Below are 22,581 nucleotides of genomic sequence, written 5' to 3'. Positions count from 1 at the left end.
GGATGGCGTTGTTATGTATCGCAACGTAAATGCGCTGCAATATTAATGTTTCGCATCACAATGTAAGACCCTGGCGAGATTCAACGATTGAAGTATCCTCTTCACTTCCATACACTTACAGTATGGCTAAATGAAAAGTGTGAAAGGCGTGAAGAAATGAGAATTCATTCGACGAAAAAGCTGTTTGACGAAATACCGTTTAAGCCGGAAGCGGATACGGGTGAAGAAGAAAATCCACTTTTTTCGTGGCATGCAAATTTGCTCGTCATTGATCGACGGAAAACCATTGTGCTGATGAATGACAACAACCGATACACGATTGTTTTGTATGGATTAAAAGCGAAGGACTTGAAAGTCTTGGATGGGTTGATTGTGGAAGCGATTCGGAAAACATTCAAGTCGGAGCGCTTAAGCGATGAGGTTATCGAACAATATATTAGTGCGGCAGGGGCTGTAACGTTTCATAAAACGAAAAACCGTTCACTGGTTGCAAGACTGAATAAAGCCGTTGATAATGTTTGGTTTTATTCTCGGGAAATGGACAAGGCGTTGCTAATCAATACGAATGTAAGCAAGAATGCGAGCCGGTTATTGGGCGGTGGTGGAAATTCACCATCCACTTACCCGTATAAGGAATTATTCAAGGACTTGAAATCTCTTGTTGAAGGCCCGGTTTTTAAAACAAGAGCTGCTGTCATGAAAGTCTCGATGCAATTGGGGGAACACTCCATTTGGAGAAGGCTGTTAGTACCGCTTGACACTTCATTTTATGAGATGCACCGGATTTTGCAAATTGCGTTCGACTGGCATGATTATCATTTGCATGAATTTTACTTATATGATGAATCAAAAACGGATGAACCTGAATTTGAACACTCGCCAACCTACACTTCGTATGGATACCGGCCGATGTTGAATATTGTAATGAATGAAGAGGCGGTTGCCTACTCGGGTGATGTTGAAGTGAAGTTAGAAAAGGGACTTCTGCTTACCGATTTCATTCCACCACATACTTATATGAAATATATCTACGACTATGGTGATGAATGGAAGCACGAAATTTTCATCGAAGAGATTGTGACAAGGGATGATCTCCAATCACCAGTTTGTTTAGAAGGTGAGGGAACAGCACCACCGGAAGATTGCGGAGGTGAGCCTGGATTTGATAATTTCCTGAAAATCATGAGCGATCCCTCAAATCCCGAATATGAGTCTATGAAGAGTTGGGCAAGGATGCAGTTGTACCGTGAGTTTGATATGGGATTGGTGAATGGGAGATTGAGGAGATATTAGGTTGTTAATGCTGGGTTCATTCAGGGGCTGGATGGAGAAATGGCTCAGTGTTTAATAATATGATCAGGAAAAAGCTCCGAGGAAAGGTGAATCCATATGGGGATTGAAGCAATTGAAAAAGGGCTTTATAAGTCTGATTTGGAGACCGCTACGTTTGGAATGGGTTGTTTTTGGGGACCAGAAGCCCGTTTTGGAAGTTTACCAGGTGTAATTCGGACGCGGGTCGGTTATACGGGCGGGACAACGCCGTCCCCGACTTATCGGCAAATGGGCGATCATACGGAGACTGTGGAGATTGATTTTGACCCGAAGATTTTGCGGTATGAGGATGTCCTACGACACTTTTGGAGGAATCATTATCCGAATCGCGATCAATATAAAGGGCGGCAGTATTTATCTTTACTACGTTGTCATGACGATAAACAGCTTGAGCTTGCTGAGATAGTGAAGCGGGAAATGGAAGAGGAACTTGGTGAATCGATTGAAACAGATATAGCAGAGCTTACAGGCTTTACGTTAGCGGAAGAACGTCATCAGAAATATTATTTGAAGAGATATCCGAAGGCATTGGAGCAATTGGGAGGGCTTTATCGTGGGGCGGACGAGCTTTTAGACTCTACGTTTGCCGCCCGCTTGAATGGATTTGTTAAGGGTTTCCGATCTAAGGATAGTTTGCTGGAGGAGATTGCAGATTGGGAAATTGATGTGGAGGCTAAAAGGGTGTTGTCGGATCTATTCCGGCAAATGAAATGGTGACGGTAGATAAGATGAAGTGTTACTATGGGAAGTCTTCCATGTTTAATGGGAAGTTATAGCGCTTCTATGGGAAGTTCTCCGTGTTTAATGGGAAGTTATAGTGCTTCTATGGGAAGTTCTCCGTGTTTAATGGGAAGTTATAGTGCTTCTATGGGAAGTCACCCGTGTTTAATGGGAAGTTATAGCGATTCCATGGGAAGTCTTCGCCGTTCAATGGGAAGTCAAAGCGATTCTACGAGAACTAATCAAAAAAAAAAGACCCAATCAGGGTCTTTTTCCAATTTATTAAGGATTTGTCGACCAAAGTCCAGCCGATTTCAGTACGATTCTTGGATGTAGCTTTAATTGTGCAACCATTACTTCTGCAAGATCCTCAGGTTGCATGACTTTCTCAGGGTTTCCATCAGTGAGATTCCCTTCGATTGCCAAGTCAGTTGCCACTGTGCTTGGTGTTAATGCCGTCACGCGGATGTTGTGCTTTCTGACTTCAAGCATAAGTGATTCTGTGAGTCCCAATACACCAAATTTCGAAGCGCTGTATGCACTTGTAGCAGGCGCACCTTTTTGCCCAGCTGTTGAGGAGATATTGATAATATCGCCTGTTTGTCGTTCGATCATTTCTGGCAGCACTGCGCGTGTGACGTAGTACATGCCCATCAAGTTGACATCGATTATTTGTTTGAATTCCTCAGGAGTGAGTTCAAGGAACTTGCCGAATTTACCGATTCCGGCATTATTAATTAAAATATCAATTGGTCCAAGCTCCGATTTTACATGCTCGACAGCAGCGATTACGGATTCATTATCGGACACGTCTGCAGCAGCAAACGAAACTTTTACACCAAATTCACTTAGTTCTTCAGCGACCTTTTCAAGGTTGGCAGCAGTTTTCCCGATTAAACCTACGTTAATGCCTTCTTTCGCGAAGGCAATTGCTGTTGCACGACCGATTCCACGCCCAGCCCCAGTAATAATCGCATTTTTGCCAGATATATTTTGCATAATCAAATCTCCTTTCATTACATTGACATGTAGTATAACAAACAGCCACACTTCATCCTATAGAAACGATTTATGGGAAAGTTCGGTCAGAAGAAAAAAGAAGCCAAGTTTCCGATTGGAAATTGGCTCCTTCAAATCAATCCTTACTCCATAAAGTCCCATAATTCCTCATACGCTTTTTGATATGCATCATTTTTCATCGTGCCCATCCGATAGACCATTTCCGTCCCTTGGTAGAGAAGGAAGCCTTGTAAATCATAGCGTTTTGCAAACTCCAAATAGGTTTCGAAGTTTGGTAAGCCGGCTCCTATTTGATGTGGGGAATAGGTGTCAATTTCCAATGTGATGCTGCTTCCTTTGATTTGCGCTTCGAGAAAAGCTTTATGCAGCTTTGCTTTCGGATCACCGAGGTTTAGTCGGAAGGTGTTTGGCTGCAAGTATGCACCATCGAATCCGTAGTATTTCCAGTTACCGAAATTAGTCGTGCGTGCATGTGGCGCATAAATGAATTTCTTATTCAGTTTATGGATAGCTGCAGCTGTATCCGTAACTAACAGTTCGTCATCTGCATGAATTACGGTTTCATTCACCCAGTAATATCCAGTAAGTGTTAAGTTGGTCAATCCTGCGCGCTTCCACTGCTGCTCGACAGTTGAAATGTACCAGTTCACCATTTGTTTGCGATTATCGAGTGTGTTGGGCAGCTTTTTACCGTTTAGGTCAATCAAGTTACCATTGCGTTTTGGATATGGAATTCCGATATAGACTTTCGCTTTTCTATTTGCCTCCACGGCAGCTTCATTCAATGGGCGTAATGGGCCAGAAGGTGAGAAAAGTTTATCTGCAAACCATTTCCAGTCACTGTAATTCGCAAGGTTTTTAGGAGTTTCTTGAAATTCCCCATTAGGATATTGTCTACCCATAACTATAAATGTATCGAAAAAGGTCGAGTCCCCTTTGGCAAGGTAAGGTGCATAGAAGTCCTTGTCGAATGCCTCTTTTTCAGAACCGCTGTAAATCAAAACACCATTTTTTATTCCCGTAGCCTTTAAGTTGACAGGCCTTTGCTCATATTTCATTAGTGAATTACTGACCGGATGAACTGTCGAACCGGCCTGGCTCACTGCATACGATATGGCGGCAGTCTCATCCGTGAAAGTTTTTAAAATGCGTCCATCTTTTTTCACACTATATTCATGTGGTTTATCGTAGACGCGTTTGAGGAATGTCGAAAACTGTGCCCGGTTAACGGCGACAGTCGGCTTAAATGTACCGTCTGAATAACCTGTCGTGATTCCATTTTCTGCAATCCCATCGATAAACTTGTAATATGGATTGCCCTTCGCCACATCTTTAAAGAAAGAAGTGCCTTTTCCGTTGTACCCATATGCAACGGCGAGCGCCTTAGCCATCTCATCGCGAGTGAGTGGCTGATTCGGGTTGAAACGGTTTCCTGTAACGGTGAAGAAACCTTTATTCGCCGCTATCATCATTTCCGAATACCCACCCATCGTCGGCTTCAAATCAGCGGGTTTTACTTGTGGCTGCTGGATAGTTGGCAGCTTTAGAGCACGCACAAGCATGACAGCCGCGTCTTTTCTCGTTAAAACAGTAAGTGGTTTGAATGAACCATCCGAAAATCCGCGTATGACTTGCTTATCCGTCAAAAAGCGAATTTCATCATGCGCCCAATGATCTGTTGGGACATCCTGAAAACTTTGAGCGGCTGCGGTATTTGCCAATAAAAAGAAGCTAAGTATGAATGCAGTAAAAAGTTTGAGTGGTTTCATTGTTTCTTCCTTTCTTGTTGCTATTTTAGTTGAAATTAGACCGCTTGCGCACAATCTTTTTTATCTCTATACATTGCCTCATCAGCTTTTTGTACTAATTCTTGGAAATTTTGTCCGTCTCCCGGATATATCGAAAATCCTATTGATGCCCTTACAGTTGGGAAACCGTCCAAGTGCTCTTCAAAAGCTTGGTGAAGATTTTTAATATATTCCGCTCTAAACCCATCTGTACAATTAGGTACAAGAATCAAGAATTCATCGCCGCCCCATCTTGCGACCAAATCCTTCTTATCAACTGACTTTTTCAGGCTTGTAGCGATTTCGGTCAACAGTTCATCGCCTTTATGGTGACCGTATGTATCGTTGATAGCTTTAAAATCATTAATATCGATTAAAATAACGCCTAACTTTTTACCATTCTTATCACATACTTTAGCGTTTCTTTGAAAAAACCGTTCAATCGTCCGCCGGTTAAAAGTATCTGTTAGAGGGTCTTTTTCAGAGAAATACTTAACCCGATCAAACTGTTTCCCACCCCACAAGGCTATGATTAAGAAAAATGTAGTTAAAATAAAAAAATCCGCTTTAAAAGGTAAATTTAGATACTGATGATAATAAAAATAACGCATTACATTAAATAAACCGACGACCCCAATCGCAATGATCCGACCATTAAATCTCAAGAATTTCACCTGTTTTCATATATTCATAAGGTATAATACCACAGAAAATATGGCTGTGTAGGAGTAAATAAGTATATTTAGGTAATGTAGGTTAATTGATGGTGGTATACGTTATAAGGTAGCCGGGACTATCCCCAAAAATAAATTCCCCTCTATATAAAACCCACTAAATTGGTCAATGCTGTTTTCAACGTTATCGTTGAAAGGAAGGTTCTTCTATTGTTTACACGGACACTGACGTTAATTTGGATATTCTTCATATTGGTCGCAGGTTGTACATATAGCGCTCATGCATTTTTGTATAATCAAGTTATTCACTTCACCCCATTATTCGACCCGACATTCGCAGATCTGTTGATCACAACCGACTTTAATTGGACGAGCAGGTTTTTTTGGATTCAGAAATTCGGCCATATGACTGCGTTTGGAATCATGTATATTTTAGTTCTCTCATCAATCCAAAAAGAAAAGAAATCATTGATCATATGTACGGTTTTTGCCTTGATTACAGAAATCATGCAGTTGTTTTTCGGGAGGAATGGAAGGTTTTATGATGTTGGGATAGATTTTATCGGGATATTTGTAAGTTTTGCGGTTTGTCATTTCCTATTAAGGGGATATATTATTACTAGGCAGAGTGAAGCGTAAACCCACTACGCCGTGGGGAAATAATTTGTAAATGATACTCCTTCTGCAAATGAAGGGGTTTTTTTATTGGGAGGGTATATTACCTTTTCATTCAAAATTCTACTATTTCCGACACTATTTGATGGTATACTATATTAATAGAAAACTAAATAGAAAGAGGAGACAAAATGAAAAATAGAGTACTGCGCAAGTTAGCGCTTTTACTGACGGTTTTTGCGCTGACGCTTTTGACCAATCATATTGCGAAAGCGAATGAGCAAGTTGTTTTTATTCCAAATAGCGCCGAAACAGGGAAAATTATTCCTGGTGGTAAAGAGAATACTTATTTGCTTCCTTTAGAAGAATCCGGGACATTGACACTCAGCGTAGATTCGCGTATCGATATTACGTTAATTACGCTGGAAGATATGTTAGGGAATATTATTTATCAAGATAAATCGTATGATGGAACGTTGCTTGAGGCTTCCAAATGGATCAAGTCGCTCGACTTGGAGAAGGGAACCTATCTTATAAAAATTAGTGACGGTGCGTATATTAAAAAAGAATCAGGTATTTTTACGGTGACGAATAAGTTTATTCCTGCTAAAAATCAGGAACTTGAGCCGAATAATGCGATTGAACTTGCAAAGGATTTAAAACTCGATGCCGAGCCCCTTCGTGGTTTCATTAGCTTGAATGATACTGCGGACTTCTTCAAAGTAGAGTTGAAGACAGCAGGTAAGCTGAAGTTGAATTTTAGCTCTTATTTAGATGAAGTGAATATTTCGTTATTCGATGGCAATGGAAAAGCATTGTTCAGTGAGCAGGTTAAAGGCGGTAAGAATGGCGAGCCTTCTAAGCTGAGTCAGCTTGCTAACTTGGAAAAAGGGACTTATTTTATCGGAGTAGAACAGGTTCGTTATAGCGATAGCACGGGAGTTTATACACTCCAAGCACTGTTCGGAACGGTAGATAATGAGACTGAACCGAAAGATAATGTTGGGCCGACACAGGCTCTTGCATTCTTAGATGTTGCGGATCGATACAAAGCAGCTGTCGATTACCTTGTGGCAAATAAAATTACACAAGGATTTTCCAAAACTGAATTTGGTGTTTATGCGAAAATTAAGCGAGTGGATGCTGCAGTCTTGGTCGTGAAGGCGTTGAATTTAGACACGACATTTGTAAAAGATGCAGGATTTAAAGATGTACCGGCACGTGCTGCGAATGCAGTAAATATACTCGTCGAAAAAGGAATTATGGAAGGCGAATCGAAAACGATTTTCGGTTCGGATGCCGAGCTAACACGAGGCGAAATGGCCTTGATTCTTTCGAAAGCTTACAAACTTGACGGAGCAGATACAACTATTCAATTCAATGATGTGTCAGACAAATATAGTGCTGCCGTAAAAGCACTTGTGAAGTACAATATCACCCAGGGAACAACTGAGACGCTATTTGGTACAAGCAACTCCATCACACGTGGAGATATGGCGATTTTCATTCACCGGGTGGAACAATTGAAAAAGTAATCAGGACAACCCCTTGCCGATGGCGAGGGGTTTTATGTTCTATGGGAAGTCATGATGCGTTAACGGGAAGTTAATGATGTTCTATGGGAAGTCATGATGCGTCAACGGGAAGTTAACGATGTTCTATGGGAAGTCATGATGCGTTAACGGGAAGTTAATGATGTTCTATGGGAAGTCATGATGCGTCAATGGGAAGTTATAGATGTTCTATGGGAAGTCATGATGCGTTAACGGGAAGTTAATGATGTTCTATGGGAAGTCATGATGCGTCAACGGGAAGTTATTGATGTTCTATGGGAAGTCATGGTGTGTCAACGGGAAGTTATAGATGTTCTATGGGAAGTCATGGTGCGTTAACGGGAAGTTATAGATGTTCTATGGGAAGTCATGGTGCGTTAACGGGAAGTTAATGATGTTCTATGGGAAGTCATGATGCGTCAACGGGAAGTTATTGATGTTCTATGGGAAGTCATGGTGTGTCAACGGGAAGTTATCGATGCTCTATGGGAAGTCACGGTGCGTTAACGGGAAGTTATCGATGTTTTATGGGAAGTCATGGTGCGTTAACGGGAAGTTATAGGTGTTCTATGGGAAGTCATGGTGTGTCAACGGGAAGTCATTATTAGCTGGCTCTTTTTTGTTTGTGGTGCTTTAGGTTGTGACTATCACCCCATGAATGGTAAACTATTATAGAATTGATAGACTCTTGAAATTATTTAGAAAGTGAATGGGGGAGAATACATGTCTGATGAAGAAAAGGTATTGTTGGATTTTCTGAAAGTTAATTCTGCGTATGAAGCGAAGGTTATTCCGGGAACGGGGACGTTTACATTTTTATCGAAACTCACGGGGATTCCGCAAGTTTGGAAGTTAGATTCAAATGGGGAGCCGGTTCAATTCATAGAGACGCATGACCGTGTTTTGAGCGTGTATCATTCGCCAACCGGTGATCGGACGGTAGTCGGGATTGACAGTAAGGGGAATGAAAAGCAGCAATTGTATATTGTGGGACCGACGGGTAAGGATCCGGAAGTTCTTGTGGAATCGAAGGATCATTTCCATTATGTTGGTGGTTGGTCGAAGGATGGTCGTTATCTTTCTTATTCCAGCAACCGTCGTCATCCTGGTCAGTTCGATGTGTTTATTATCGATGTGGAAACTCGGGAAGTGGAGCAGGTATTTACACATGATGCGAATTGCACCCCGCTTGGGTGGCTTGATAATGAATTCCTATTTGTCAGCATGATGGAGACAAATATTGATCGAATCATTTATCTCGTAAATACCCGGACAAAAGAGAAAGTGCGCCTTGGCAATGAAGATGTGCTTGCTCGGATGAACTCGCCGAGGGTCGGGAATGACGAGGGATATGTCCTTACGGATACGAATGAAGATACACTTCATTTATGCAAGTTCACGCTGGATAACCCTGGACATCTTGAAAAGTTGCTTCATTGGGAGAAGTGGGATATGGAGGAAATTGCACTTTCACCTGATGGCGACTCGTTATCTTTTACACTTAATGAAGGCGGCATCACGAGGCTCGGGATTTATTACCCGAAAACCCAAACTTACGAACTGATTGATTCGCTTCCTGACGGTGTTATCGGTTCAATGTCGTGGCTGGCGAATGACTCATTTTTATTCACAATGAAAACTCCGACGAACCCGGGAGATATTTGGAAATATACAGTATCTACGAAAAAGGTGGAGCGCCAGACGTTCATCGGGCAATCGGAAACAGTCGGCGATTATTGGAGGGAGCCTGAACTTTATTCCTATAAATCCTTTGATGGTTTGGAGGTTCCTTACTTCTTCTATAACCAGGATGGCGATCAGTCAAAGCCTGCCGTAATTTACGTTCATGGCGGTCCAGAAGCGCAGTCGAGAGCCGAGTATAACCCTGTTTTGCAATATCTTGTTTACAAAGGATTCGCGGTGGCGGTTCCGAATATCCGCGGAAGCAACGGGTATGGTAGGACTTTTTTGAAATTGGATGATGCGGACAAGCGGCTTGATGCTGTGGCGGATTTGGCAAGTTTGGCGGGGGCTTTAGTTGATGCCCATCAAGTAGTGCCGGATAAAATTGGCATCATGGGTCGAAGTTACGGAGGATTCATGGTATTGTCCGCGTTGACTCAGTATCCGGATTTGTGGGCAGCGGGAGTAGATATCGTCGGTATGTCGAACTTAAAAACATTCCTAACGAATACTGGTGTATGGAGAAGGTACTTGCGCGAGTATGAGTACGGAACGCTAACAGAACATAGTGATTTCTTCGAAGAAACCGCGCCGATCAATCTAACGCATAAAATCACTGCCCCTTTATTAGTGTTCCATGGAAGGAATGATTCACGCGTTCCGGTCAGCGAGGCGGAGCAGATTGTTGCGGATCTGAAAAAACTGGACAGGGAAGTTGAGATGGTCATTTTCGAAGATGAAGGCCATCAGACGGAAAAGATAGAAAATCATATTACAATGCACACGAAGACAGTTGAGTTTTTTGAGCGGTATCTTTATGCGGGGCTGAAAGTTTAAGGGATTAGGCCGACCTTTATGGTTGGCTTTTTTTCATTAAAAGCATCCTGTTCATTAAAACAATAATAGGCTGCATCCAAGTTTTAAGAGCAGCCTAAGTATATTTCAATTACTGATTCATTGCCATTACCAAGGAGATTCGAAATTAATATTCTTTCAGCGATATCCTGGTTCATACTTTCTTGCAAAGTTATGTGGGTTTGATACAAGATAGATAATACCTTCTATAAGTCCTATTAAAGCCGGAATGTACGTCCAACAAAATAATAGATAGATAATCCCCCATCCCCATCTACCCAAGTAAAATTTGTGGATTCCTAGTCCGCCGAAAAAGATTGCTAAAAGTCCTGCCGCTGTTTTACTTTTAGTATATCTCATATATCCACCATCATTACTAACAGCTGTGGCTGCACTTGAGCTAGAAGAGGATGAACCACCGCCAGCGTTCATAAATACCATTGGCTGTTTATTGTTCATATTATCTTCTAACCGTTCAATTTTTTTCTTATTATCGTCAAAAAGTTCATCTACACAACTTTTACAGTAATTTTTCCCTTTTAATTCAGTATTACAATTTGCACAGATGAATTTGCCACAACCAACACAAGTCCCCACTGACAATTCATCAGTATGTATATAACAATTTATCATAATTTATTCCCCCTTCAAAAATTATCCCATAGTTATAATTTATCATATCATTCAGTAATACAAAATACACTATAAATTCGGAAGAGTATGAAACAAAAAAGATGTGCGATTGTAAATTGAATTAGTATAATAGTAGAAACATCACCAAGAAATGAGGATATCGACTTGATTAAAAGACCTATGAAGCCTTTAATTGCACTACTTACACTCCTTTTTGTCATGATGCCGTTTACTCAGGCGGCAGCAGCGGAGCCGTTGGATGCGATTCGACAGCTGATTCAAGAATATTATGTTGACGAGGTTCCGGATGATGTTCTCTTAAAAGAATCAGCAAAAGAGATTGTTGATGGACTGGATCCGCATTCAATCTATATGACGAAACAGGAATATGAGGCTTTTATTAACGGAATCGAGCAGCGTATCGTTGGGATTGGCGTTGTGTTGGAGGAAAGTGATAAGGGCGTAAAGGTGATTTCGGTAATAAAGGATGGTCCCGCTTTCAAATCGGGTCTGCTTCCGGGCGATGTGATCACCAGAGTGAATGGAATATCGTTAACAGGGAAATCTGTCCAAGCCGTAGTTCCGTTGATTGGTGGAGAGGAAAATACGTCAGTCACTTTGACGATTGAACGCGGAAATAGCCTTCCAATTACAAAGACGATTAAACGTGCGGAAATCCATTTGCCGACGGTCGAATCGGAAATGCTTGGTGGGAATATCGGGTATATCCGGTTAAATAGTTTCGCGACTAATTCAGCGAAGGAGATGGCTGAGGCGATTAATACCCTTGGCGACACGGATGGTTTAATTTTAGATATCCGGAATAATGGTGGAGGCTATATTACGGCCGCACAGGAAATCGCGGGATTTTTCCCTAATGTGTCGCAGGCGTTCCAAATTCGAGAGAAAAATAAGACTCCGGCAATCTATCGTTCTGTTAATCAGGAAATAAAGATTAAGAGTCCCGTGTCATTGCTAATCAATGAATATAGTGCAAGTGCGTCGGAAATGCTTGCGGTTAATTTGAAAGAACAAAATGCTGCGAAGATTTTCGGACAAACTTCCTATGGTAAGGGCACAGCGCAATCAATGTTTGCTTTCCAGGACGGAAGCGTTTTGAAATTGACGACTGCCCGATTTTTTTCACCAAAGGGGATTGCCGTTGATAAAGTCGGTGTGACGCCAGACGTAGTGACGGCTACCAATGAAGAAGTGAATACAGCACATTATGACCAGCTTCTATATAAGTTTGCCGGCTATTCGCCATTTCCGGTAATGGAAAATGTGAAAACGACAAAGACATTTACCATTCGCATGAGCAAGGATATGGATTGGAGCCGTTTGGATGAACGTGCAATTCAATTGATTGAGCTTGGTGGAGAAGAAGCTGAAGTCCGTGTCGCCGTAAAGGACGGAAGAACAGTGGAAGTAACGCCCGTTTCACCGATGATTTCGGGTAAAGATTATTTATTGGTCGTACACCCTCTGTGGAAGGATAAGTCCGGGGTTATGATGGGAAATGGGATTTACTTGAAGGTAGTTGTTGAATAGGTGGTCAAGAAAATGGGAGGTCAACCTGGCAAGGCTTGGTTGACCTCCCGCTTTTATTATCCGATAGGTACGACGCTTAATCAAATGCTTGAAGTTCTCCGCAAAATTCACATGCTCGCCCCAAGTTCTCCTTAGTAAACGGATCACGATAATAAGCCTCAAACCCACCGCAAACAGCACATTCTACTTCATGGATGAGTTCACGTTGCCCTAAAAGTTTATCGAGTAAACTGTCAAAATTCAAATTACCCTCCCCCTGGAATTTTGTTGTTAGTTAATTTATTACAACTCATTGGGAATTATGAGGATGGTAGTATTCAAGGGCGTTATTTAATGTGTGGCGGAAAGGTAAACAGAAATATTGCAAATAGAACCCATCGTGCTTCAATTACTTGTCATTATTTTGTGAACGATATGTGAAGCTTGAGAAAATGCCTGTTAAATTAATAGTTTGTGAGATATTATTGGAGAGGTAATGATAACTGTTCTCATTGGAAGAGGTGAGGGGTTGGCTAATAGCAAAATAGTTAAGAATTTGGCGGTTATGTTACTGCTTTCTTTCTTTTTTATAGTGAATGGAACGAGCGCTTTTGCGGCTTCTTTGGATGATGGCCTTTATACGGTTGAATACGAGTTGTTGCAAGCCGATAGTGACTCCGTGTCCATTGCAAACGATTATTTTGTGAAACCTGCGTTGCTTAAAGTGAAGGACGGAGACGCATACATGCAGTTAACCGTGAATCATAGCAACTGGGTGAAGGAGTTAAAAGCGCAGAATGACGATGACTTCGTAGATGTAAATGTTATCGGTTGGGATGATGAAGCGGATTTACGCGTCGTTGAATTTAAGATTGATAGTGATCTTTCAGAGCCATTTCTGCTAAAAATGCGTGTTGAAATTGAGGAAATGGAGCCGGCTTACAACCATGCCTATACAGTCCGGGCTGCTATCAATCTTGATTCCGCTGAAATGACGGATACGGGTTGGTTAGGTGAAACCGAGTCCGAAGGCGATACAGGAAATACTTTTATTTACATAGCGATTGCAGTGGTTGCTGTTGTAGCATTCCGATTGTTGCGATCTAAGAAAAAGAACTCAAAGGAGAGTTAAAGAATGAAGAAAAATTTGATAATGCTTTTAACAGCTATTCTTGTACTGTTTACAGCAGTGCCTGCACTACCATCAGCCGCGGCTGAAGTGAATGCGCAAGACCAGCAAACATATGAACTTCCATTTACAGTACTTCAAGCAGATAAAGACGAAGTGTCGGCTGCTGGGCGACATGTGGAAAGTCCTGCACAAATCAAAATTGAGGATGGAAAGACAATTGCCTATATGACATTGTTGAATAGCCAATACTGGCAATCTATGAAAATCCAAGATGGCAATGAATTTGTTGCTGTTGAAGTTGTTAGTGAAGATGAAGAAGCAAAAACAAGACTTGTTAAGTTTGAAATTAAAGATGTTAAAAAGATACTGAGTGCGAAAGCTCATATTATCGTTACTGGAATTCCAGGAATGGGCACATATGACACAGTACATGATATCCGTTTCCAATTTGACGGAAGCAATGTACCTGCTGATAAAGAAAACGTGTCAAAAGAGGAAGAAACAGATAAACCAGCAACTACTATAAAAGAAGGCAACTATACAATTGACTTCACGCCATTGCATGAAAAGGAAGATAAAGCTTCTAGCATGGCAAGACATATGGAAACAAATGCAACATTGACTGTGAAAGACGGTAAGAATATCGTTACTGTTAAATTGACGAATAATGAACAAGTTACAGGATTCCAAGTGGAACAAAACGGTGAATTCATTGATGCGAAAGTTGTAGCGGTGAATGTAGAAGAAAACATCCGCACGGTTTCATTTGAAGTGGCGGACCTTAATCAAATCATGAATGCGAAAGTGACTGTTCATGTTGCTTCAGCAAATTATACAGGTAATCATGTAGTGCGCCTTGCATTTGATACAAAAACAATCACGCCGGTAGGTGCTGAGAAAGCTCCTGTTTCATTTAAAGACATCAATAATTCTTTCGCAAAAGAATATATTGTAGCACTTGCTGAACAAGAAATCCTTAAAGGGAAAACAGCAGAAACTTTTGCTCCGGACGATAAGATTACAAGAGCTCAATTTGCAATGGTAATTGCTCGTGCCTTGAAACTTCCAACACAAGAAGCTACAGGTACATTCTCTGATGTTACTAAAGATATGAAAACGATTGTTCAAGAAATTGAAGCTGCAAACCGTGCAGGCATCGTTTTAGGGAAAAACGATGGCAAATTTAGTCCCAATGAAGAGATTACGCGTGAACAGATGGCGGCAATGATCATTCGCGCAATTGAATACAAAAATGCATCCGTTCTTAAGGATGTTAATACAAATGTAGTATTTGCAGACGCTGGTCGCATCAATGACTATGCTAAAACAGCTGTAACACTATCTGCTGGCCTTGGCATCATTGACGGAAGCACTGTAGACGGCAAGAAGGTGTTCCAACCTAAAGACAGCGCAACTCGTGCACATGCTTCTAAAATGGTCTACAAAATGCTTGAAGTAATTAAATAATTTTACATTCAATTGCCGGCGTCGCACCTACAGTGACAGCCGGCGTTGTCTGTATATGAATAAAGGAGTTTAAGATGAAAAAGAAAACACTCTTTTCGATGGTAATTGCGTTGCTGCTTGCACTATCAATTCCTATTACAGGTCAAATGCATGCAGCGGGCACGACATACGCTGATGGTGATTATACCCTTCCTTTCTCAGTCTTAAAGGCAAATTCGAATGAAGAATCGGCGACTGTTGACTATATGGTGAGTCCTGCAAAAGTGAAAATGCAGAATGGCAAGGCGACAGTAACTGTCACATTGAACAATAGTTCATGGTGGCAATACTTTAAGGTTCAGGGAAAAGATGTGCAGGTTGTGAGCGAAGCGAACGACAAACGAATCGTCAAATTTGATGTTGAAGACATTTCACAAACAGTAAACGCGAAAATTCACATCATTGTAACGGGGATTCCAGGATTAGAGGGATATGACAATAAATATGATATCCGACTTGTTTTCAACACATCTTCCATTCCACCGGCACCTGTTGAAAAGCCAGTGACGCAGCCTGCTAAGGAGACAAAACCGGAAACGAAACCGGAAACGAAGCCTGAAGCGAAACCCGAAGTGAAGAATGAAGTTAAGCCAGTGCAGAAGTCTACTGAACAGAAGACTGAAAAACCAGTCGAGAAAAAAGAAGTTTCCAAGAATGAACCAACTGTGAATAAAACCGAGACGGCAAATAAAACCGAGACTGAAAAAGACAAGAAGTCGGAGAAGCCTTTGACAAAGGAAGATGAAGTTGACTCGGAAGAATCTGATGATGTATTGAAAGACGAAGAAGATGAACTACTAACAGTGGAAGAAGAACTTGAAGAATCCGCGGATGAACTAAAAGAAGCTTCAATAGAGGAAACTGCGCAAGAAGAGGCTGTTGCAGACGAGGTTGTCGTTGAAAAGGATAGTTCGAACAAGTCCTTGTTCATCGTGCTTGTAGTGATATTCGCAGTTGTAGCAGGCGGCATTGCATTTGCAGTTATGAAGAAACGCGCTCGTAAATAAGTGCGCGCAAGGAGTTGTACAGAAATGAAAAAGGTAATCGGCTTAGTCGGATTGTTGTTCCTTGTAATTATAGCGGGCTGTTCATCTAACAACGACAAAGTTGTCGGACAGACGCCGCACGTAGGGGAAGGCGATCGGATTGTTGCGACAACCGTCGCATTGACTGAAATTATGGATGCGCTTGAGATTGATTTAGTTGGCGTACCTTCGAGCTATAAAGAGTTGCCTGAAAGATATGCCGATGCGAAAGAGGTCGGCAATCCGATGAGCCCAGATATGGAGACACTTCTTTCATTGAAACCGACGGAAATCTTTTCAGTGACAACGTTGAAATATGATTTGCAAGAGATGTTTGATGAACGTGGTATCAATATGACGTATGCGAATTTAGAAAGTATCGACGCAATGCATGAAGAAATCTTGCGCATCGGTGAGAAATACGATCGCTTGCAGCAGGCAGAAGCCTTAGTAGCTCAGTTCGAGGAGAAGGTTGCTGAAATCGAAGCAGCTTCTGAAGGGAAAGAGAAGCCGACTGTATTGATTCTGCTTGGGATTCCTGGAAGTTATTTGGTTGCAACTGAGCATTCCTATATTGGTGACCTTGTGAAACGCGCTGGCGGCGTGAATGTGATTACTGGCGAGGATGTAGAGTTTTTATCCTCTAATACGGAATATTTACAGCAGTCGAATCCGGACATCATTTTGAGGGCCGCGCACGGAATGCCCGAGCAGGTAATAGATATGTTCGATAAGGAATTCAATTCGAATGATGTATGGAAGCATTTTAATGCCGTGAAGAATGGTCGTGTTTACGACCTGAAGGAGCAATTATTCGGTACGACAGGCAACTTGGCGGCGGTAGAGGCGCTTGGTGAGTTGCAGAAAATGCTTTTTCCTGAATGAAGAAGGCAGGTTGAAATATGTCTTGGTTAACTAAAAAAACGATCAGTTTTATAGCCGTTATTGCGTTGTTGGCAATTGTTTTCGTGAAATCGGCATTGACGGGAAGCATTACGGTTACGCCGTTTGAATTGATGCACGGATTGCTGACAGGTACAAATGATGACGTTGAAATCATTAAGGATCTGCGCTTCCCAAGAATTTTGATAGCGGTGTTTGCGGGTGCGGCTTTGTCGGTAGCTGGGGCGCTGCTGCAGGCGGTCATGCGCAATCCGCTTGCTGACCCCGGTATCATCGGGGTGTCTGCCGGTGCCAGTTTCATGTCCATTTTGCTCATTGCAGTTTTTCCGACATTGTTCTTTTTCGTGCCGTTATTTGCATTTTTAGGCGGGGCGCTTGCGTTTTTACTCGTCTATTCGTTGTCCTGGAAATCGGGACTTGATCCGCTACGGATGATCTTAATCGGTATTGCGATCAATGCGCTGTTCACTGGACTTAGCCAGGCGATTGGGTTTAGCGGAGGAGGGCTTACGCAGTCAATGAGCCAGGTGGCGACTTCGACGTTGACAATGAAGAAGTGGAGCGATGTAGACGTAATTATGCTCTATGGAAGTATCGGGATTTTCCTTTCCTTTTTTGTTTATAAATGGTGCAATTACTTGGCGCTCGAGGATAAAACCGCAAAGAGTTTGGGAGTCAATGTGAATCTCGCAAGGTTCGTTATTGCGTTGATAGCCGTGTTGCTTGCATCTGTCGCGACGGCGGTTGCGGGTATGTTTGCGTTTGTCGGACTTCTCGTTCCGCATATCGGGAGGACGCTCGTTGGCAATGACCATAAGGTGCTCATTCCTTTTTCCGCATTGGCTGGAGCGCTTTTAGTCCTGCTTGCGGATACGCTTGGACGTGTATTGATTGCACCGAATGAAATCCCCGCATCAATCATCGTCGCGGTAATCGGTGGACCATTCCTCATATTCTTGTTGAGAAAGAGTGATCGTATTTATGGAAATTAAAGATGTCACGTTTTCCTACGATAAAAAGTTGAATACATTGCATGGTGTGAACGGCGCTATCGAAACTGGGAAAGTGACGACGATCATCGGTCCGAATGGATGCGGGAAATCAACATTGCTTGGTGTCCTGTCGAATCACCATCGCCCTCAAGAGGGGGAAATCGTTTTGGACGGCAAGTCGTTGACCGATTTCAAGCCAAAAGAACTTGCGAAAAGGCTTGCCGTCGTCCATCAGCAAAACAATGCCCCGTCCGATATGACTGTGGAGAAGCTGACAGCTTACGGCCGGATCCCTTATAAAAATCTCTTCTCTTCATCGACGAAAGAGGATGAAGAGGCGGTTGAATGGGCACTCACCAGCACCAACTTGCTTGATAAAAGGAAGACGCCGATTGACGAGTTATCCGGTGGACAGATGCAGCGCGTCTGGATCGCCATGGCGTTAACCCAGAAGACGCCCTATCTGTTTTTGGATGAACCAACGACGTATCTCGATATATATTATCAATATGAGCTGCTTGAACTCATTCGCTCGTTGAATAAACAGCACGGTATCACAATCGTCATGGTCTTGCATGATATTAACCAGGCAATCCAATTCAGCGATACAATCATCGCGATGAAAGACGGGAAGATTGCCGCGAAAGGTGCCCCTGCGGATGTTATAACTGCTGATGCGATTAATGAGATCTACGGCGTGCAAGTGGTCGTTAAGCATGATGAGCAAGCGGGGATGTATATCGTTCCAGTTGGGATTTAAGGTGAAAAAGGAAGCGAACAATATTTGGATCGCTTCCTTTTTCAATGGGATTGGACAATAAAAAAAGGAACACCTGATACAGGTATTCCAAGTTGATCATTAGTTTTGGATGTTGAAAGTACTGAAAACCTTTGGCATTGTATCGCCAGATGACGTATTACCAGCCGGTGTTGCAGACGCATTGGATTGAATCGATAGCCCTAAGACAATTGCAAGTAACAGAATAGAAAGCACTTTCTTCATTATAAATCCTCCCATTTCACTATTTTTCTATAAATATTACCATAAGTATTAGCTTCACGGTAATAAATAGATGACAGCTTATATTTCCTATTGTAATAGTACCAGTCCGCTAAAGCAATGCAATACTTATGAGTTAATTTAAATTCCTGAATATCCTTAAAGTATTGAATTGCAGCTAAGGCTATTTCCTCGGATAATCCTTCTTCACTATGAAGTGATTTGTAAAACTTAAAGTGATGCAAATAGGATTGTCGACCTTCCACTTCTGATTCTTGGATTATATCTATGCCTATATTAGCCCACTTTAGCACGAGGGCTTTTTCTGCTCGCTTAGAATGTTCCATAATTAAGCATAATATCGAAATCAATTTTTCATTATCAACAACTTTGCTGTCATAACTTTTTTTGAAGTATAAAATGGCTTGTTCACTATTACCCATGATGCTGTTAAGATTGCCGATATTGTGATAGATAATACCTTTTTGATCGTCAAGATGGAATTCTTCACAAAGTTGCATTGCCTTTGAATAAGCCTCCAAGGATTCTTCGAACTGTTCATTTAGTTTTCTGGTAACTCCGATAATAATATAACATTCCAAAACTCGGTTCATTTGCAATGTTTCCATGAAATAATTAAGGGCTTTTCGTATATATTCGATAGCGACAAAAGTATTTTCATCTGAGGTATATAGAATAGCGATTACATAATAGAACTCTGCTTTTTCCCAATCCCCAAGAGGAATTTTATCCAAATCCTCTACAATTTCTTCAAAATATGATATTGCCTTCTTTCGTATACCTGAATTATAGTAAAACAATGCCTGATTCAGTAAAAATAAATACTTTTGATAAGTGTCAAAACCATCAACGGAATCACTTAAAGCTTCAATCTCCCTACTTATCTCTTCGAAGTTTTTCCCTAAAATAATTCGAAATCTTAGGGTGATCAATAAATATGTATAGTATAGGGAGTCGTTTTCAAATAACGGACTATTCTGTAGCAAGTAATCAAGTTTTTTCTCTGTAAGCTCAACACTCCTTGAAGTGATTACTAATTTATATGTTGAGAGTAGCAATTCCTTGAATTCTTTTTCAGTTTTAACATCTTTCTTCTGCAATTTCGCCGGATCTATCCCTAAACGATTAAATAACAGCTCCGCGATGTCTTCACTTGGTTCAATTAAATTTCGTTCAATCTTAGATAGGTATGAAGGCGTACAAATGCCTTTTGCAAGGACTATTTGTTTCATATCTTGACGTACACGTTCAGCACGAATCAAATGACCTATTTTCATATGCCTACCCCTCTCTTTATTATCATAGTACATTATCAGTATAAACCAAATCAAATCAATTTGAGAAATATTAATTGAAATCGGCAAAAAAATAGGCTTTTCTAACAAAAATGTCCCAACAGGAAAAACTTCAAACTGCAATCTAATCATGTTATGTTTAATACAGCAAGATTGAAGGGTATGCTATTAAGGACTTTTTGCTTACAGGTGCTGTGGATTTTTGTTTGTTACTAATGTATCTGGGTCTAATATATGAAGCATCAGAATTGAGACGATTAAAGAGGAGTGTGAAGGAATATGATGATTATGCCTACAGAAAACGAGAATACAGCAGAATTCCTGGACATCGAACTCATGGAGATGAAGTTGGAACTGCTACAATTTGTGAAGAACATGCAATCGAAGGGATTCTTGAAAACGGTTGACTATCATGAGTTGTCTAACACATTGGAAATGTAAATTAAATAAAAAATAGGAAAGGTGAAACGGATTTTGCAAAAAAGTTCCGTTTCACCTTTTTAATGTCTTGGGGCATATAATTTGATTCATATAAAAATTTCAAATACCCCGATCAAGATTAACAGTAGTCCGCCAATACGTTCCGCGTGTTTTCCGAAAAAGGTGTTTCCGATTGTATGGCCAAGCCTGACTCCGATAGCGATTGAAATGAATGAGAAGAAACCGACGGAAATTGATGTGGATAAAGGAGGAATTCCCGTAATTCCTGCACTGAATCCGATTGACAGACAATTGAGGGCCAAAATGAATCCTAAAACGACAGATTCCTTCCAATTGATGGATACAAGTTGTTTGGTTTCTTCCGTACAATTTGTTGATTTCAAGGTAACCCATAATCCGAGCCCAATCAGAAGAATGCCACCAATCAGATTGGAGAAGGAAAGCGTTAAATAGTTTGATAGGACATTTCCAGTAATAATCGAAAAATATGCAGCAGCCATCGAAATTATGGAGATGATGAGGTTGTAAATGAACGGAATACGGTTGGACCGTAAGCCGTATGCCATACTGATTCCCAAATTATCTATATTTGCAGCCACACCAATCGCAATAATAATGAACAAAAACACAATAAATCCCCCCGCGCTCTAAATGTATCTATTCATTATCTATATGGTTCGAGTGACGGGGAGGGTGGGCAATTGTTATCGGATATTGTGATATAACGCGAAAAAGCTGTTTTGAGGTCAGAAAATTGACTTCAAAACAGCTTTTTTATTCTTATAACGATTCCCTCGTTTTTTTGGCTCCAATAATCATAAGCCCAACTGAGCTTGTGATATTGAAAAGAACCGCGACAATCAGCAGGGTCATCTTTAAACCCTCCGAAAGCGAAAGTGTTAATGATAGTACAAGTGACACACTCCCAATCACTAACAGGATCAGTAAGATTGGCATTTTTGACGACATAAGGTTGTCTCCTCTTTAAGAACTGAATCTGTTCATTTCTTTATATTTATTTAATTAGTCATTTGGCGATCGGGTGGCTTTAGAAGTGATTCTTTACTATTCTTTATGCATTCCCTCCACAGTATATCATAGGAATCGAGTTTCGATAAATTTACAAAGCGTATTGTACCCAATATTAAAAAGCAAAAAGCAGCCCATTGTGGCTGCTTTTTTGATGTCTAAGAAGACTAAAAATACTTCTGATTAAATTCTTTTATACCGGGAAGTATGTAATTTAAATGATATGTGGATTGCGAGTATCTATGTATACGCAAACGTTTGCGATCCATAAATTCCTTGGATACGCCAACAGTTATTGATATTCCATTTTTGAAATATACTTTGGTTCTATTTTTCTCCACAGCTTTTAATGTGAAACAATCGCTAAGAATCCAAACACAGTCACCAGTATTAGACGCGGCTGTTTGGATAAATGCCCTGTTTGTTGTTTGGCCGTTGGCTGGATAGAATCCTCCTTGTAAGGGGGTACCCTTTTTCTGTGAATGACCAAGTAGTTCTAAAGGGGTTTGCTCGGATAGAAAAATACCTTCAGGTGTGATGATCTCCGATACGGAACCATTCGAGTTTGCCCATCTTAATGCAAGTGCATCTTTGTCAAGACTCACACTTTTACAGTACATAAACGAATCCTCCTTTTTACATAAGTCTTATGTATTATAACATGTAAATTTTCTAAACAATAATAAAATTACTTCAATTTTTTCGGAATTCATAACATTACAGTATAACGTACATACATTGGCTTAATAACATTATAAATAATAATTTCTTGTTGATTTTTGACGCTTTTAACGCACATTTAATTTCAAAGATTATACCTCCCGCGAAAAATAAA

23 protein-coding genes are annotated in these 22,581 nt (G+C 41.0%); 13 read left to right on the top strand and 10 right to left on the bottom strand.

Going from position 1 to position 22,581, the window contains the following annotated elements:
• Positions 1-156: 156 nt before the first annotated feature.
• Both ACFPZG_RS03890 and msrA read left to right on the top strand, forming a co-directional pair.
• On the top strand, positions 157-1,293 hold the full coding sequence (locus ACFPZG_RS03890) for a plasmid pRiA4b ORF-3 family protein (RefSeq protein ID WP_283732776.1): 1,137 nt from the start codon (positions 157-159) through the stop codon (positions 1,291-1,293).
• Between the two features lie 96 nt (positions 1,294-1,389).
• Entirely contained in the window at positions 1,390-2,049 is a 660-nt protein-coding gene (msrA, locus tag ACFPZG_RS03885) for a peptide-methionine (S)-S-oxide reductase MsrA (protein ID WP_317940262.1), read from the top strand.
• Between the two features lie 285 nt (positions 2,050-2,334).
• Here the strand turns inward: msrA and ACFPZG_RS03880 are convergent, their stop codons facing one another.
• The 3 genes from ACFPZG_RS03880 to ACFPZG_RS03870 form a co-directional block, all read right to left on the bottom strand.
• A complete protein-coding gene (locus tag ACFPZG_RS03880) occupies positions 2,335-3,051 on the bottom strand; it encodes a 3-ketoacyl-ACP reductase (protein WP_283732775.1) in 717 nt (238 codons plus the stop codon).
• Positions 3,052-3,194: 143 nt separating this feature from the next.
• The gene (locus ACFPZG_RS03875; protein WP_317940261.1) at positions 3,195-4,841 is read right to left on the bottom strand and encodes a DUF4855 domain-containing protein; all 1,647 of its coding nucleotides are present in this window, start codon (positions 4,839-4,841) and stop codon (positions 3,195-3,197) included.
• Positions 4,842-4,876: 35 nt separating this feature from the next.
• Positions 4,877-5,524, bottom strand: a complete 648-nt coding sequence (locus ACFPZG_RS03870) for a GGDEF domain-containing protein (protein ID WP_283732772.1) — start codon at positions 5,522-5,524, stop codon at positions 4,877-4,879.
• Between the two features lie 219 nt (positions 5,525-5,743).
• On the opposite strand from ACFPZG_RS03870, the gene ACFPZG_RS03865 reads away from it, so the two are divergent.
• From ACFPZG_RS03865 to ACFPZG_RS03855, 3 genes are all read left to right on the top strand, one after another.
• On the top strand, positions 5,744-6,172 hold the full coding sequence (locus ACFPZG_RS03865; RefSeq protein ID WP_283732771.1) for a VanZ family protein: 429 nt from the start codon (positions 5,744-5,746) through the stop codon (positions 6,170-6,172).
• Between the two features lie 167 nt (positions 6,173-6,339).
• Positions 6,340-7,683 (top strand): S-layer homology domain-containing protein, encoded by a 1,344-nt coding sequence (locus tag ACFPZG_RS03860; RefSeq protein ID WP_283732770.1) that lies wholly within the window; start codon positions 6,340-6,342, stop codon positions 7,681-7,683.
• Positions 7,684-8,424: 741 nt separating this feature from the next.
• Positions 8,425-10,221, top strand: coding sequence for a S9 family peptidase (locus ACFPZG_RS03855; RefSeq protein WP_317940260.1), 1,797 nt, complete (start codon positions 8,425-8,427; stop codon positions 10,219-10,221).
• Between the two features lie 156 nt (positions 10,222-10,377).
• On the opposite strand, the gene ACFPZG_RS03850 is transcribed toward ACFPZG_RS03855, so the two are convergent.
• Positions 10,378-10,599: a TM2 domain-containing protein gene (locus ACFPZG_RS03850; RefSeq protein WP_317940418.1), complete on the bottom strand. Its 222-nt coding sequence runs from the start codon at positions 10,597-10,599 to the stop codon at positions 10,378-10,380.
• A 438-nt stretch (positions 10,600-11,037) separates the two neighbouring features.
• Here ACFPZG_RS03850 and ACFPZG_RS03845 point away from each other — a divergent pair, with 438 nt between their 5' ends.
• Positions 11,038-12,423: a S41 family peptidase gene (locus ACFPZG_RS03845; protein ID WP_283732766.1), complete on the top strand. Its 1,386-nt coding sequence runs from the start codon at positions 11,038-11,040 to the stop codon at positions 12,421-12,423.
• 76 nt (positions 12,424-12,499) lie between these two features.
• Here the strand turns inward: ACFPZG_RS03845 and ACFPZG_RS03840 are convergent, their stop codons facing one another.
• Entirely contained in the window at positions 12,500-12,667 is a 168-nt protein-coding gene (locus tag ACFPZG_RS03840; RefSeq protein WP_283732765.1) for an acyltransferase, read from the bottom strand.
• Positions 12,668-12,931: 264 nt separating this feature from the next.
• On the opposite strand from ACFPZG_RS03840, the gene ACFPZG_RS03835 reads away from it, so the two are divergent.
• From ACFPZG_RS03835 to ACFPZG_RS03810, 6 genes are all read left to right on the top strand, one after another.
• Complete coding sequence (locus ACFPZG_RS03835) at positions 12,932-13,534, top strand: NEAT domain-containing protein (protein ID WP_283732764.1); 603 nt, start codon at positions 12,932-12,934, stop codon at positions 13,532-13,534.
• Between the two features lie 3 nt (positions 13,535-13,537).
• On the top strand, positions 13,538-15,001 hold the full coding sequence (locus tag ACFPZG_RS03830) for an NEAT domain-containing protein (RefSeq protein WP_317940259.1): 1,464 nt from the start codon (positions 13,538-13,540) through the stop codon (positions 14,999-15,001).
• A gap of 74 nt (positions 15,002-15,075) precedes the next feature.
• The gene (locus tag ACFPZG_RS03825) at positions 15,076-16,047 is read left to right on the top strand and encodes an NEAT domain-containing protein (RefSeq protein WP_283732761.1); all 972 of its coding nucleotides are present in this window, start codon (positions 15,076-15,078) and stop codon (positions 16,045-16,047) included.
• Between the two features lie 24 nt (positions 16,048-16,071).
• Positions 16,072-16,950: a heme ABC transporter substrate-binding protein IsdE gene (gene isdE, locus ACFPZG_RS03820; protein ID WP_317940258.1), complete on the top strand. Its 879-nt coding sequence runs from the start codon at positions 16,072-16,074 to the stop codon at positions 16,948-16,950.
• Positions 16,951-16,967: 17 nt separating this feature from the next.
• Entirely contained in the window at positions 16,968-17,960 is a 993-nt protein-coding gene (locus ACFPZG_RS03815) for a FecCD family ABC transporter permease (protein WP_317940257.1), read from the top strand.
• Positions 17,950-18,720, top strand: a complete 771-nt coding sequence (locus tag ACFPZG_RS03810) for an ABC transporter ATP-binding protein (RefSeq protein WP_283732760.1) — start codon at positions 17,950-17,952, stop codon at positions 18,718-18,720. Before ACFPZG_RS03815 ends, ACFPZG_RS03810 begins: the two co-directional genes overlap by 11 nt.
• Positions 18,721-18,819: 99 nt before the next feature.
• Here ACFPZG_RS03810 and ACFPZG_RS03805 read toward each other — a convergent pair whose 3' ends face one another.
• Positions 18,820-18,963, bottom strand: a complete 144-nt coding sequence (locus ACFPZG_RS03805) for a hypothetical protein (RefSeq protein WP_283732759.1) — start codon at positions 18,961-18,963, stop codon at positions 18,820-18,822.
• Positions 18,963-20,408: a tetratricopeptide repeat protein gene (locus tag ACFPZG_RS03800; protein WP_381426404.1), complete on the bottom strand. Its 1,446-nt coding sequence runs from the start codon at positions 20,406-20,408 to the stop codon at positions 18,963-18,965. The genes ACFPZG_RS03805 and ACFPZG_RS03800 overlap by 1 nt, the downstream gene beginning before the upstream one ends.
• A gap of 147 nt (positions 20,409-20,555) precedes the next feature.
• Between ACFPZG_RS03800 and ACFPZG_RS03795 the strand changes: the two genes are divergently transcribed.
• The gene (locus ACFPZG_RS03795) at positions 20,556-20,717 is read left to right on the top strand and encodes a hypothetical protein (protein WP_283732757.1); all 162 of its coding nucleotides are present in this window, start codon (positions 20,556-20,558) and stop codon (positions 20,715-20,717) included.
• 86 nt (positions 20,718-20,803) lie between these two features.
• Here the strand turns inward: ACFPZG_RS03795 and ACFPZG_RS03790 are convergent, their stop codons facing one another.
• The 3 genes from ACFPZG_RS03790 to ACFPZG_RS03780 form a co-directional block, all read right to left on the bottom strand.
• Complete coding sequence (locus ACFPZG_RS03790) at positions 20,804-21,346, bottom strand: manganese efflux pump MntP (protein WP_283732756.1); 543 nt, start codon at positions 21,344-21,346, stop codon at positions 20,804-20,806.
• A gap of 151 nt (positions 21,347-21,497) precedes the next feature.
• Positions 21,498-21,686, bottom strand: coding sequence for a hypothetical protein (locus ACFPZG_RS03785; RefSeq protein WP_283732755.1), 189 nt, complete (start codon positions 21,684-21,686; stop codon positions 21,498-21,500).
• Positions 21,687-21,913: 227 nt separating this feature from the next.
• Positions 21,914-22,366 (bottom strand): competence protein ComK, encoded by a 453-nt coding sequence (locus ACFPZG_RS03780; protein WP_283732754.1) that lies wholly within the window; start codon positions 22,364-22,366, stop codon positions 21,914-21,916.
• Positions 22,367-22,581 lie beyond the last annotated feature (215 nt).

Origin of the sequence: Sporosarcina thermotolerans (assembly GCF_042658975.1) — a bacterium.
Lineage (GTDB): Bacteria > Bacillota > Bacilli > Bacillales_A > Planococcaceae > Sporosarcina > Sporosarcina thermotolerans.
This window is presented reverse-complemented; position numbering and strand designations above follow the sequence as displayed.